This is a genomic window from Streptomyces sp. NPDC058683, from assembly GCF_042716195.1.
In the GTDB taxonomy this organism is placed as follows: Bacteria; Actinomycetota; Actinomycetes; order Streptomycetales; family Streptomycetaceae; genus Streptomyces.
Genome location: NZ_JBHXSK010000016.1, coordinates 186,949 through 199,305 on the forward strand (window position 1 = coordinate 186,949; position 12,357 = coordinate 199,305).

The window sequence follows — 12,357 nt, forward strand, 5'->3', positions numbered from 1 at the left end:
CCGGGCCGATCTTCCTAGGGTTCGAGACAGGGCCAACCGCCCGCTCCCGCACGGCAGATACACCAGCAGACGCACAGGAGGAGAGCCTCGTGAGCCAACCGTATTCCGGCCGCTCGGCTGTCGGCACGAGGGGCGTCATACCGCTTGCGCCAGGCGCGTGCAGTGCGCAGGGGCGGTTCTCGGCAGGACCGGGCGGAGCGCGCGCACTGTCCGCGCGTGAAGTCGCGCGGGCGACACCACCAGGTAATACATGAGGAGTTGGAGATTCTCTATGGCTGAGGACACGTTCACGGGCAAGGTCGTCATCGTCACCGGCGGCGGATCGGGCATCGGCGCGGCCACCGCTCACCGCTTCGCCGCCGAGGGCGCCACGGTGGTCATCATCGGTCGGACGCAGGCAAAGCTGGACAAGGTGATGGCCGACGCGCCAACGGGATCGACGCTGATCGCCCGGGTCGGTGACGTCTCGGACGAGGAGGAGATCACCGGGCTGGTGGACGCCGTGGCCCAGGACCACGGCCGGTTGGACACTCTGGTCAACAATGCCGCGACCTGCGAGCCGTTGGGCACCGTGTCCGACATCGACGCGACGGGCTGGCGACGCGTCATGTCCACCGATGTCGACGGAGTCTTCTTCGCCTCCAGGGCCGCACTTCCGCACCTGCGTGCCGTGGGCGGCAGCATCGTCAATGTCGGTTCGGCATCCGGGCTCGGCGGTGACTGGGGCCTGGCCGCCTACGACGCCGCCAAGGGCGCGGTGACCAACCTGACCAACGCGATGGCGCTCGACCACGGCGCGGAAGGCGTCCGGGTCAACGCCGTCCACCCCAGCATGATCTCCAGTGACATGACCGCGGGATTCCTGCAGAACGACGCGATCGTCGCCGCCGCGCTCAACCGTGTCCCCATGCAGCGCTTCGGCGAGCCTGCCGAGGCGGCTTCCGTCATCACGTTCCTGGCGAGTCCGGCGGCGAGTTACGTGAACGGGGCCCATATCCGCGTCGACGGCGGACTCGGCGCATCGAACGGCAACCCGCACATCGCATGACTCGGTGACATGCGAGGCGGATCGCCGCAGTCGGGGGTGCTGGTCCATGGACCTGCTGATAATCACCTTCGTGACCTGTGCGTCCGGCCGAGTCCCTGACGATCAGCGGTCATGGGCTCACCTCCCGAGTGACGGGCGGCGCGAGACCCGGCCGTCGCCGGCCGCGACTGACTGCCGTGGGATCCGGAGCTCGCCCGCCCCACGGTGCGTCCCGACGCGGAAAAGTTCGCTGCCGAGGAAACCTTCTTCCGACGGCTCAGGCCTCGACCCGGAGGTCGGGAAACCGACGGAAGCGGCGTGCCCGCAACGGCCTTGACCAGCAAGCGAGTTGAGGATGTCGATGTACCGAACCCACCCTGCGGCCCCGCGGACAGGGTCTGTTCGGCCGCCAGACGTCGGGGGCGGTGAAGGCGGCGATGTCGTGGTGGGACGAGGACGAGACCGCCTCAAGCTCTTGCGACACCTTCGCGCGCGCCGACCCACCGGACTGACGCTGCGCCAGGTGGCGACTCTGAACGGGAGTCCCGACGCTCTCGCGCCTGGCGGACCGGAAGCGTCAGCCCTCGCCCGGCCAGATCCTCGACGCCGTGTGCAGTTGCGGTCGCTATAACGCCACTGTCAGGGTAAGTGGACTGGCGATCTGCCCTTTGCCACACGGGACTCCCCCTGCCAAACCTGCCCGAACGAAAGGAAGTTGCGTGTCTGCGTTCCTCGGCGACCTGCAGAAGGCGATCTCCACGCACGATCTCGAAGCGCTCGTCTCCTGCTTCACGGAGGACTACCGCTGCGACATGCCGACCCACCCGGCGCGCAGTTTCGTGGGACAGGACGTAGTACGTGAGAACTGGGCCGGCCTCTTCACCCGCGTGCCGGACATCGAAGCGCGCGTACTGCGGTCCGTCCGGGACGGCGATGTCATCTGGAGCGAGTGGGAGATGACCGGTACCACGGTCGAGGGCACACCCCAGCTGCTGCGGGGTGTGGTCATCGTGCGCGTCGAGGGTGACCGGGCCGCGCAGGCGAACTTCTACCTGGATCCCGTCGAGTAGGACATCGGAGTCTCCCAGGGCACCGTTCAGGCCGGACGCCGGGCAGGTCAGGGCGAGATGGAGGGATGGAGCCCATGGCAATGGGCGGTGCCGCTGCCACGGAACGTCCGCGTCGGCCGACCGGCGCCCGCCCAGATGCCGGCCGACGTGCGAAGCCGCGTTCTCGCCAACCTCGTCGGTAAGCGCTCTTGGGGCCGCGGTTCAGACCGCATCGTTCACGCCGTGTCGGGCGGCGGGCTCCTGCCCGTCTCCCCCAGCGGGTCCGGCAGGTTGTTCCCCAAACAGCACGTGTTCGGCCTGCTCGGCCGGTCCCGGTGCCGTCTGCAACCGTCACGTTGCCGAGAACACCCTACTGATGTGGGCCCATGGCGATGCTCCACAGCATCGACCTCAGGAGCGCCTGCTGGGCATCCGGGATGGCTGCCAGCCGCTGCTGGATCGCCTCATCGCGCGCCGCGGCCACCTTGTCGTGCAGGGTGAGCCCGGCGGCGGTCGCCTCCGGGATGCGGACCCGGCGATCACGTGCGGAGAAGGTGCGGACGATCAGTCCCTCCCGCTCCAGTCGGTCCAGCAGGGAGACCAGCGTCGTCTTGTCGATGCCGAGCTGGGCGCCGATCTCCGACTGAGTGCGCTGGCCCGCCTCGCCCACCAGTGCGAGGACCAGCCAGTCCCGCATGTCCGCGAGGCCCGCCTCCCGGCACACCGCGTCGAAGACGTCACCGAGCGCGGCTGCCGCCCGGTGCGTCAGCCAGGTGAGATCCGCGGTCGAAGGGTCATCGGTGAGCGCACACGCCTCATCCGGCACTGTCCGCCGATCGGTGGGGGCCACGCGTCACCATCCTGAGATCCCTGGGTCGTCCATCCACCATAATATGATCCAGAACAGGATCTTCTTGTTTCGGATCGTCTTGCTTCGGATGATCCCAGGTCGTATGTTTGGCCGCGCAAGGCGTCCACCAGGCGCACCCTCACGCAAGGAACGGCCATGACTTCCGACCTCGAATCCCGTATCCGCCGGCTCGAAGACCGCACCGCGATCAGTGACACCGTCATCCGCTACGCCGTCGCGATCGACCGCGCGGACTGGGACCTGTACGCCACCTGCTTCACCGACCCGGTGCACATCGACTTCTCCGCCGCGGGCATGCCGGCGAACGACTTCGCCCGCGACGACTTCGTCCACTTCGCCCGCGGCGGCCTCTCCGGATTCACGGCCCGTCAGCACCTGAGCCCGAACCACGTCATCGAGTTCGACGAGAACGACCCCGACCGCGCCGTCTGCCACTCGTACATGTACGCCCAGCACTACCTGGAGGGGGCCGAAGGCGGGGACTTCTTCCTCATGCGCGGCACCTACACGAACCACATGCGCCGCACCGCACAGGGCTGGCGCATCGAGCGCCTCGTCCAGGGCATCGGCTGGTCCGAAGGCAACCTGAACGCCCCCACCGAGGCAGCCGCCCGCTACGCGGCGGCCGACACGAGCGCGGCCTGACCGTCGGTGGAAGAAGCCGCCCTCTTCGCCAAGGACAGAAGGACAGACAGATGACAGCGCACGGTTCCCCGGTCGTCGCTCCGCGCGCCGAAGGCCCGGCATCGGGCATGGACGGTTTCTTCCACCGGTACGCCGACGTGAACGGCACACGCCTGCACTACGTGGTCGGCGGCGAGGGACCACCGGTCGTTCTCCTGCACGGCTGGCCGTACACCTGGGCGGTGTGGCGCCGTCTGATGCCGCTCCTCGCCACAGCCGGTTTCACCGTCGTCGCTCCCGACCTGCGCGGCACCGGCGATTCCGGCAAGCCCGACAGCGGCTACGCCAAGAACGACGTCGCCGAGGATCTCCACCAGCTCGTGAGAACGCTCGACCCGGCAGGCACCGGCCGCAACGACACCGGCCCCACCGGCATCAACCTGGTCGGCATGGACATCGGCGCCATGGTCGCTCACGCCTATGCCACCGCCCACCCCCGCGAGGTCCGCCGACTCGTCCTCTCCGAGTCGGTACTGCCAGGCTTCGGACTCGAAGAACTCATGAACCCGGCCACCGGCGGCTACTGGCATTTCGGCTTCCACATGCAACTCGACATCGCCGAACTGCTCACCGCCGGCAAGGAAGCCGCGTACCTCACCCCCGCCTGGGCCATGGGCTCCCCCGCCGGGGGCCTCACCGACGTCGACCGCGCCGAGTTCCTCCGGCACTACACCGCCCCCGGCGGCATGCGCGGCGGATTCCAGCACTACGCCACCCTGCTGGAGGACGGCCGAGCCATCCGCGCGGCCACCACCACCAGACTGCCCATGCCCGTCCTCGTCCTCAACGCCGCCCTGGGCCTGCCCCAAACACCGCTCCTCGAAGGCGTCCGCCAGGTCGCCGACGACGTCCGCGCCGACCTCGTCCCCGACAGCGGCCACGCCTACGCCGCCGACAACCCCGCCTGGACCGCGCACAGGCTCACCGCCTTCTTCGCCACCCCAGCGGCCTGAGCACCAACCGCACCTCCACGGCACCCGACGGATCCACAACACGCACCAGGACCCACGCCGGCACCCTTCCCGCCTCCCGCCGCTCACATCGGGCGGCCTGCGCGACAAGGGACACCGACGCCGATCGGGGTGAGCGGAGCGACAACGCGGGGAGCAGCGGGGGCGGCCGATCAGTCGTAGCTTCGTCAATCGGCGGGGCGGTGATGCGGCAGAAGGAGTACAGGGCCACGCTCTGTTCAGACAGCTGCGAGACCGGGCAGGGCGAGTGCCTCTCCGGTTGCAGTGCCTCCGGTTGCAGTGCCCCGGTTCGGGTTCTTTACTAGTAGGTACAAATCTCGATGAACCGTGCGGCGTCACAAGGTGGACGGGCATGGGTTGCCACGTGTCGGCGTGCTGTGCTCTCTGCAGGTCTCCGGGTGAGCCACGTCGTGGAAGAAGTGGACGTCCTGGGACAGCTTGACGGCAAGGTCAGTTCGGTGGCTGCTCGACCGGGATCGGTCCGGCCGTAGCCCGTCGGTTCGTCGCCGGGGGCTCCACCGTGCACCTCACGGGCCGGAGCAGAACCGAGCCGGATTCCGTCGTGGAAACCCTCGGAGCCCGGGCCGTCGGCATCCGAAGCGATGTCTCGCCTTTCGAGGAAGCGACGAAGCAAGGAGTCGTGTCCCATGCTCGCCATCCACCTCACCCAGTTCGGGGAGCCGGAGAAGAGCCTGAAGGTCGTGGACGTGCCCGAGCCCCCGGCTCCCACCGCCGGACAGGCGCTGGTCCAGGTCGAGTACGCCCCGCTCGACCACCACGACCTTCTCCTGGCGCAAGGCATCTACCCCGTACGCCCTGAGCTGCCCACGGCTATCGGAAACGAGGGAGTCGGGACGGTCGTGTCCGTAGGGCCCGGCGTCACGGAGGTCAGTCCCGGCGAGAGGGTCCTGCTTCCCTTCGGCGTCTTTTCCTGGTCCGAGCGGGTGGTGGCCGAGGCAGCAGACCTGACCGTCGTGGACAAGTCCATCAGTCTTGAACAGGCAGCGATGCTCACCATCAATCCCGTCAGCGCGGGGCTCCTGGTCGGCCTGCGTGACCTGCCGGCCGGTTCCTGGGTGGTGCAGAACGCGGCCAACAGCGGGGTGGGCCGGTCTGTCATCGTGTTCGCCAAGGAACGAGGGCTGCGCACGATCAACGTCGTGCGCCGCACGGAACTCGTGAGCGAACTCCGTGATCTCGGCGCCGACATCGTGGTCGTCGACTCGGCGGACGCCGGCGCGCGCGTGCGGGAAGCCATCGGCTCCGATCCGGTGCTGCTCGGCCTTGACGGTGTCAGCGGTACGGCGACTGCACTGTTGCTGGACGTACTGACCGACGGCGCCCTGCTGGCGATCTACGGGTATCTGAGCGGCCGGCCGTTCACGCCCGATCCTGACGTGCTGAGGACGAAGAACATCACCACGACGGAATTCTGGATGTACCAGGACGAGTTTCTTCCCCGGCTTCCGGCTCTGAACGCGGAGTCCGCGCGGCTGGTCGCCGAGGAACGACTCGTCCTGCCCTCCGCGCCCGTCTACCAGGCAGCGGATTTTCCCGAGGCGCTCGCGTATTTCCGGGAGCAGGGCAAGGTCCTCCTGGACTTCAACCCGCATCGCACGTAGGCGCCGGCACGACCGCCGACACACGATCAAGGATGGGCAGCATGGCCGCACAGAGCACTATCGGCATTCTCGGCGCGGGAGAGATCGGCCGGGCCGTCGCCGACAAGGCCGTCCGTCACGGACATGAGGTACTCGTCGGCAACAGCCGGGGCCCGGAGACACTCAAGGCAGTCGTGGAGCAGTTGGGGCCGAAGGCCCACGCGGTGACGGCCGAGGAGGCGGCGCAGCCGGACCTCGTCTTCCTCGCGGTGCCGTTCTCCGCGGTGCCGGACCTGACCAGCCTCACCGACTGGTCCGGGAAGACGGTCGTCGACACGACGAACCAGTTCGCGGCGGCCAACCCCTGGAGGGGCCGGTACGACGTCGGTGACCTCACGGGCAGCGAGTGGGTCGCCGAGCGCCTGCCCGGCGCGCGGATCGTGAAGGCGTTCAACAGCCTGTTCGCCGCTTTCATCGCCGCGGACCCCCAGCACGAGGATGGCCGTCAGGTGGTCTTCTACGCGGGCGACGACGCCGCCGCGAAGGCGACCGTGGCTGCTTTGCTGGATCAGTTCGGGTTCGCGGGCCTGGACCTTGGAGGTCTGCGGGAGGGCGGGCGGCTGATGCAACTCGACGGCCCTCTCAGCGCACGGCACTTCCTCCTTCAGGATGCCGGCTGACGAACCAGACCTGGCTCACCCCCGGGCACGCACGCGGAGCACACACAGGAGGAGCGTCATGAGCCGTCGTGTCGTCTACACCCGCGGCGGGTCGCCCGTCGACGTCCTGACCGTCATCGAGGAGCCGGAGCCGGGAGCACCGCAGACCGGTCAAGTACTCGTCCGTGCCACCGCGTTCCCGGTGCACCCTGGTGATCTCCAGGCCGTCGAGGCGTATCCAGGAGACAGCGGACAACCGGTCCCGGCCGGTGTCGAGGCCACCGGCGTGGTGGAGGCCATCGGCCCGGGTACCCCGGTGGCACCGGGGGTCGAACCCGGCGCGCGAGTGACGGTCTTCCCGCACCCGGGCGCCTGGTCCCAGTGGATCATGGCGGCCGCCCGGGCGGTGGTCGCCGTACCGGCAGGGGTGCCGGACGAGGTCGCCGCGCAGATGCTGGTGAACCCGATCACCGCCGTCATGCTGCGCCGCGAGGCCGAGGCGCACGCGTCCATCGGGTACGACGGGGTGCTGCTGCAGACCGCCGCAGGCTCGTCGGTCGGCCGGCTGCTGACGGCCGTGAGCCTGGCCCACGACATCTCGCTCGTCAACGTCGTCCGCAGCGAACGCGGTGCCGCGGAACTGCGGCGTCGCTTTCCGGACGTGCCGGTGGTGGCGACGGAGCATGCAGGGTGGGCCGATGACGTCCGCGGCGCGGTCGGCGACCGCCCGCTGAGCGTGGCGCTCGATCCGATCGGCGGGAAACTCGCCGAGAGCCTTGTGGACCTGCTGACGCCGGGCGGAACACTCGTCTGCTACGGGCAGATGGCCGCAGAACCGATCTCGCTGCCCGCGTCGACTCTGCTGCACAAGTCGCTGACGCTGCGCGGCAGGAGCATCGGCTACTGGATGTCGGACACCCCGCTCGACAGGCAGGTATCCGATGTCGCCGCCGCGAAGATGATCGCGACAGCGGCCAAGGACCAGTTCGACGTAGCCGCCACCTATGGTCTCGGTGACCTGGCTCAGGCCGTGGAACACGCGCAACGGCCCGGCAAGGTCGGCACCGTCCTCATCCGCCCCTGGTATTGATGGACCCGGAACGGGTCACGGCGCTGAGCGGCCCTTCAGCCGATCCGGCGCCGGCTCGTTCGTGGACACGCGGGGAAGAAGGGCCAAGGCCTGCTCGGCAGCCCCGATGACAACCTCCGCCGCGGCTCCCGCCCTGCCCAGGGCCTCCAGTCCCCGCAGCACAGCGAGGAGCAGGCTTGCGAGCCCGTCCGTGTCCGCACCGGCATCCAGCGAGCCCTCCTCCTGGGCCCGGGCAAGGCAGTCCGACAGCTCGCTGTGCATTCCGCGGACGGTGGCAGCAGTCCGCTCGGCGACGGTCTTGTCGACCGCGGCGAGTTCCGTGGCGCTCCTGGCCATCATGCAGCCGCGCCGCTCCACGTCCCTGCTGATCGCTTCGGAGACGTCGCGTACGAGGCGTTCCAGCTGCGGGAGGGCCGGTCCCGGACCGCGCAGAGCCGAACGCCAGGCTCCGATCGCGTCACTGTTGTAGCTGTCCAGAGCCTGCAGGAACAGGGCGTGTTTGTCTCCGAAGGCCCCGTACAGGCTTCCGCGCCCCAAGCCCGTGACGGCGCTCAGATCGTCGATGGAGGTTCGGTCGTAACCGTGGGACCAGAACTGGTCGCGAGCAGCCCGAACAACCTCCTCGTCGTCAAACTGCCGAGGCCGGGACATGAGAAAACTGTACGCCGCGTACGGGGCATTGCGGGACGAAGACAGGACAGTACGGGCCTGTTTCGCCGCCTTCGACGCGGGCTCTCCCGAACGGCCGCACTCGTGCTGCCCGCCCCGCGGTCGCCATAGAAAACCCCATTGAAAAACCTCCGCCGGCCGGCGGGCCAAGCCGACTTCCCGTCCCTCTGCGCGGCTACGCCGACATACGGCGACCGTATTCAGACCTGGACAAGACCGCCGTCGACGAAGAGTTCGGCTCCCGTGGTGAAGGAGCTCTGGTCAGACGCGAGAAAGACGGCCGTGGCGGCGACTTCGTCGGGGCGTCCTATCCTGCCGAGGGGAATCTCGTCCGCGAGACGGTCCGCCAGTTGCTGTTCGCCCTTTGCCGGGCTGCCCAGACTGCGGATGCCCGGGGTCTCTATCGGTCCCGGGCTGAGGGCGTTGACCCGGATGCCGCGCCCCGCGAGTTCGGCGGCCCAGGTGCGGGCCAGGTTGCGGATGGCCGCCTTGGTGGCACTGTAGACCGTCATGGCCTGGACGCCCATCGACGCGTTGGTGGACGAGAGCACGATGACCGAGGCCCCGTCCGGCAGCAACGGGAGTGCCTTCTGGACTGTGAAGATCGTCCCCTTGACGTTGATGTCGAAGGTCGAGCGGTACTGCTCCTCGGTGATCTCCCCCAGCCGCGCCAGCTCGCCGCCACCGGCGTTGGCGACAACGACATCCAGGCGTCCGCTGCCGCCCTGGATCGTCGCGAACAGGTGATCCAGGGCGTCGAGATCCGAAACATCACTCTGTATGCCGATGGTCCGTCCCCCGAGGGTTTCCACAGCCGCATCGAGTTCGGTTTTGCGCCGGCCTGTGAGGTACACGGTGGCGCCCTCGGCGACGAACCGACGGGCTATGGCCAGACCGATCCCGGTCGAGCCGCCAGTCACCAGGCTGATCTTGCCATCAAGCTGTCCCATGATGTCCACATCTCCCTTGCGGCAACTCGCCCAGAGACCGGCTGAAGGCCCAACGCGCCGGCACGCGGCAACTACACCCTCACGGACGGCGGAGACCTCAGGCGTCCTACCTCACGGACCGCACGGTTTAGACAGATTTGTACCTATCAGTAAAGAACCCTGAGTGGAGCGCTGCAACCGGAGGGCCCCGGGAACCTGGTTCATCCAGGTGCAACCCGAGGTGGCCACGAAGGTGATCGCGGCCGGCACCTCGCGGTCCCCTCGCCGACGATGTCCTCCGCCCTGCGGGCGTTCCGGAGCCGGCGAAGCCACCCGCTGGAACAACTCCCACAGACCTTCCGGCGCCAACCGTTCGACAAGCGCACGGTCATCACCCCGGGCTGCCGCAAGATCACGCCAACTGAAATGACGTCTAGTCCGTCGGACCGATCAGGTAGCTGGACGGTGCCAGGGTGCGCAGGACATCGAACTCGTTGCCCTCAGGGTCGGCCATGACCACCCAACTCCGGGCGGGGTCCTGGCCCGCTTCCACCTTGGCGGCGCCGAGGCCGAGCAGCCTGGCCACCTCGTCGTCCGTACTGGCGTCGATCGGACTCACGTCGAGGTGGAGCCGGTTCTTCACAGACTTGCCCTCGGGCACCCGGATGAACACCAGAGTGGGCGGCATCTGGCCGGCCCGGACCTCCTCGACGGTCGGCTCCCAGGAACCGATCTCGACCTTGCCCGCGCTCCGGTCGATCACCTTGAAGTCCAGGACCTCGCACCAGAAGGCCGCGAGCAGCTCCGGATCATGGCAGTCGACAACCAATTCGGTGAACCTACTGGTCATGACTCCTCCAGGTCGGTGACGGTGAAGGCAGGAGTGCTGATGATGCCGGCGAACGCGTCGAGGACCGGTGGTGTGGCAGTGCGGTTGTGCCGGCGTATGAAACGCAGTGGGTCCCCGAGTCCAACGGGGATCGCTGCTGCGAGGCGGGCAGAAAGGTCGTCATCCGCTCCCTGCCCTGGGCCCAGGCGCCGAGGAGGAAGCCTTCGCTGCAGCCGTACTCGAAGGCCAGGACGGTGAAGCCGCAGCGTTCGACCAGGAACCGTAGGATGCGCCGGCTCATCAGGGCGAACGGCGTGTGGTCGGTTGCAGCAGGCATGCTGGTGGCCCTTCCGCGAGGGGAACTCTGGGGGCACGCGATGGATCACCCGTGCGGGAGCGTGGGTGCCGCGTTCTGCAGTTCGTCGACGCTGCCGGACATGATCGTCCGTACGTGTTCGGTGATGTGCTCGACGGGCCAGTCCCACCACGCCAACGCCAGAAGCCGGGAGATGTCCTCGTCGTTGTAGCGGGATCGGATGATGCGGGCGGGGTTGCCGCCGACGATCGCGTAGTCGGGAACGTCGCCGGTGACCACGGCGCCGGCGGCGATGATCGCGCCGTGCCCGATCCGTACGCCGGGCATGACCGTCGCGCCGTGGCCGAACCAGACGTCGTTGCCGACGACGGTGTCCCCGCGGTTGGGGAGGTCGGTGAGCAGGTCGAAGTGCTCCGACCAGGAACCGCCCATGGTGGGAAAGGGGAAGGTCGAGGGGCCGTCCATACGGTGGTTGGCGCCGTTCATGAGGAACCGCACGCCCGTGCCGAGCGCGCAGAACTTGCCGATGACCAGCTTCTCGGGTCCGTAGTGGTAGAGCACGTTGCGTGTCTCGAAGGCGGTCGCATCGTCCGGGTCGTCGTAGTAGGAGTACGCGCCGACCTCGATCAGCGGGGACTTCACCAGGGGTTTGAGCAGCACCACCCGCGGCTGTTCGGGCATCGGGTGGAGGACGGTCGGGTCGGCAGGCACAGGCACGGGGAGATTCCTCATCGATCGCGGGTCGTCAGTGTGTGGCCGGTGGCCGGTCGCTGGTCTACTACCTCGCCCGCAGGCGGGTGTCCGAACCAGGTCGAGAGTGCTTCTCGCAGTGTGCTGCCGGTTGACCTCGATCTTTCGATCTCAGCGGAGCCTGACGGATTGCATTCTGTCTCGCTGAAGGTTGAGTACGCGGTTCAGGGCCGCGGCAACGTACGCCGACAACACCGAGCTGGTGGTCACTGCTTCCGCTCTCCAGCCGTGAAGGGGCCGGTCGCGGGGGCTACACACTTGTCGACCACGGTCTTCTCGCCGGCTGCCGAGCCCTCCAAGCACAGCCGTCCACCCTTGTCACGCAGGTCAAGGAAGAACCGCGTGGTCGCACCGGACTGCTTGAGGTCGTGGATGCGCTCGTCGACATAGCCGAGGTCGTTCAGGATCGCCCTGACCTTGGTGGGGGTGGGTTCCTCCAGCCCCCAGACCGCCTGGGTGATGCGCACCTCATGAAGGTTGCCCGCGCACCAGTCGCGAGCGTTCAACTCCACTTCCGGACCCGCCGTGGGGGCGACGGGCTCGATCGCGTCGCTCGGCGGTGTCTCCACCCCATCGGACAGTGTTTGCGCCGGACCGGTCGGCAGCGCCTCTGGCGGACCGCTCGGCAGCGCCTCTGGCGGGGCGCTCGGGGGACACGACTGCGCGATCTTGTCCAGCATCGCTGTGAAGGCCGCGTCGGGCCGGCTTCCGACGGCCTCTGCGGGCTTGGTCTGCTCTCCGCCGGCGTTCGTCCTCTCGGTGCCGCACGCGCCAAGTGTCAGCGCAGCAAGTGCTGTTATCACGAGGGTGAGCCGCGGGCGGCGCGCAGAGCGGGCGAACATGCTGGTCAAAGCAGATATTCGTCTCATGCGCACAGTCTCCGGTCAAGCCTCCCCGTGCACGTGAGTACGC

The 12,357-nt window shown here is 68.2% G+C and carries 12 protein-coding genes and 2 pseudogenes; 7 read left to right on the forward strand and 7 right to left on the reverse strand.

All coding sequences use genetic code 11. From position 1 onward, the window contains the following. The first annotated feature begins 271 nt into the window (after positions 1-271). Both ACFWXC_RS19690 and ACFWXC_RS19695 read left to right on the forward strand, forming a co-directional pair. Positions 272-1,048 carry an SDR family NAD(P)-dependent oxidoreductase gene (locus ACFWXC_RS19690; RefSeq protein WP_384480309.1) on the forward strand — a complete coding sequence of 259 codons (777 nt, stop codon included), beginning with the start codon at positions 272-274 and terminating at the stop codon, positions 1,046-1,048. Between the two features lie 698 nt (positions 1,049-1,746). Next, complete coding sequence (locus tag ACFWXC_RS19695) at positions 1,747-2,097, forward strand: nuclear transport factor 2 family protein (RefSeq protein ID WP_384480311.1); 351 nt, start codon at positions 1,747-1,749, stop codon at positions 2,095-2,097. A 349-nt stretch (positions 2,098-2,446) separates the two neighbouring features. Here ACFWXC_RS19695 and ACFWXC_RS19700 read toward each other — a convergent pair whose 3' ends face one another. After that, positions 2,447-2,926, reverse strand: coding sequence for a MarR family winged helix-turn-helix transcriptional regulator (locus ACFWXC_RS19700; RefSeq protein WP_384480313.1), 480 nt, complete (start codon positions 2,924-2,926; stop codon positions 2,447-2,449). Positions 2,927-3,082: 156 nt separating this feature from the next. Here ACFWXC_RS19700 and ACFWXC_RS19705 point away from each other — a divergent pair, with 156 nt between their 5' ends. From ACFWXC_RS19705 to ACFWXC_RS19725, 5 genes and pseudogenes are all read left to right on the forward strand, one after another. Continuing rightward, a complete protein-coding gene (locus ACFWXC_RS19705; protein ID WP_384480315.1) occupies positions 3,083-3,592 on the forward strand; it encodes a nuclear transport factor 2 family protein in 510 nt (169 codons plus the stop codon). A 50-nt stretch (positions 3,593-3,642) separates the two neighbouring features. Then, on the forward strand, positions 3,643-4,584 hold the full coding sequence (locus ACFWXC_RS19710) for an alpha/beta fold hydrolase (RefSeq protein ID WP_384480317.1): 942 nt from the start codon (positions 3,643-3,645) through the stop codon (positions 4,582-4,584). Between the two features lie 665 nt (positions 4,585-5,249). Beyond that, positions 5,250-6,224, forward strand: a complete 975-nt coding sequence (locus ACFWXC_RS19715; RefSeq protein WP_384480319.1) for a zinc-dependent alcohol dehydrogenase family protein — start codon at positions 5,250-5,252, stop codon at positions 6,222-6,224. 23 nt (positions 6,225-6,247) lie between these two features. Further along, positions 6,248-6,883: pseudogene (locus tag ACFWXC_RS19720) on the forward strand (NADPH-dependent F420 reductase); the annotation flags it as partial. 58 nt (positions 6,884-6,941) lie between these two features. After that, a complete protein-coding gene (locus ACFWXC_RS19725; protein ID WP_384480321.1) occupies positions 6,942-7,952 on the forward strand; it encodes a zinc-binding dehydrogenase in 1,011 nt (336 codons plus the stop codon). A gap of 15 nt (positions 7,953-7,967) precedes the next feature. On the opposite strand, the gene ACFWXC_RS19730 is transcribed toward ACFWXC_RS19725, so the two are convergent. The 6 genes and pseudogenes from ACFWXC_RS19730 to ACFWXC_RS19755 all read right to left on the reverse strand — a co-directional run bounded on the left by ACFWXC_RS19730 (position 7,968) and on the right by ACFWXC_RS19755 (position 12,296). Then, complete coding sequence (locus ACFWXC_RS19730; RefSeq protein WP_384480323.1) at positions 7,968-8,603, reverse strand: TetR/AcrR family transcriptional regulator; 636 nt, start codon at positions 8,601-8,603, stop codon at positions 7,968-7,970. Between the two features lie 218 nt (positions 8,604-8,821). After that, positions 8,822-9,571 (reverse strand): SDR family NAD(P)-dependent oxidoreductase, encoded by a 750-nt coding sequence (locus ACFWXC_RS19735; protein WP_384480375.1) that lies wholly within the window; start codon positions 9,569-9,571, stop codon positions 8,822-8,824. 162 nt (positions 9,572-9,733) lie between these two features. After that, positions 9,734-9,919: pseudogene (locus tag ACFWXC_RS19740) on the reverse strand (IS5/IS1182 family transposase); the annotation flags it as partial. Between the two features lie 64 nt (positions 9,920-9,983). Continuing rightward, positions 9,984-10,400: a VOC family protein gene (locus ACFWXC_RS19745; RefSeq protein ID WP_384480325.1), complete on the reverse strand. Its 417-nt coding sequence runs from the start codon at positions 10,398-10,400 to the stop codon at positions 9,984-9,986. Between the two features lie 361 nt (positions 10,401-10,761). After that, the gene (locus tag ACFWXC_RS19750; RefSeq protein WP_384480327.1) at positions 10,762-11,412 is read right to left on the reverse strand and encodes a CatB-related O-acetyltransferase; all 651 of its coding nucleotides are present in this window, start codon (positions 11,410-11,412) and stop codon (positions 10,762-10,764) included. Between the two features lie 239 nt (positions 11,413-11,651). Further along, positions 11,652-12,296, reverse strand: a complete 645-nt coding sequence (locus tag ACFWXC_RS19755) for a hypothetical protein (protein ID WP_384480328.1) — start codon at positions 12,294-12,296, stop codon at positions 11,652-11,654. Positions 12,297-12,357: the final 61 nt, after the last annotated feature.

Bases quoted from the DNA above. Each gene is read 5' to 3' on its own strand.
- ACFWXC_RS19690 (WP_384480309.1), top strand. From the start codon at position 272: ATGGCTGAGGACACGTTCACGGGCAAGGTCGTCATCGTCACCGGCGGC.
- ACFWXC_RS19705 (WP_384480315.1), top strand. From the start codon at position 3,083: ATGACTTCCGACCTCGAATCCCGTATCCGCCGGCTCGAAGACCGCACC.
- ACFWXC_RS19710 (WP_384480317.1), top strand. From the start codon at position 3,643: ATGACAGCGCACGGTTCCCCGGTCGTCGCTCCGCGCGCCGAAGGCCCG.
- ACFWXC_RS19715 (WP_384480319.1), top strand. From the start codon at position 5,250: ATGCTCGCCATCCACCTCACCCAGTTCGGGGAGCCGGAGAAGAGCCTG.
- ACFWXC_RS19725 (WP_384480321.1), top strand. From the start codon at position 6,942: ATGAGCCGTCGTGTCGTCTACACCCGCGGCGGGTCGCCCGTCGACGTC.
- ACFWXC_RS19730 (WP_384480323.1), bottom strand. From the start codon at position 8,603: ATGTCCCGGCCTCGGCAGTTTGACGACGAGGAGGTTGTTCGGGCTGCT.
- ACFWXC_RS19735 (WP_384480375.1), bottom strand. From the start codon at position 9,571: ATGGGACAGCTTGATGGCAAGATCAGCCTGGTGACTGGCGGCTCGACC.
- ACFWXC_RS19745 (WP_384480325.1), bottom strand. From the start codon at position 10,400: ATGACCAGTAGGTTCACCGAATTGGTTGTCGACTGCCATGATCCGGAG.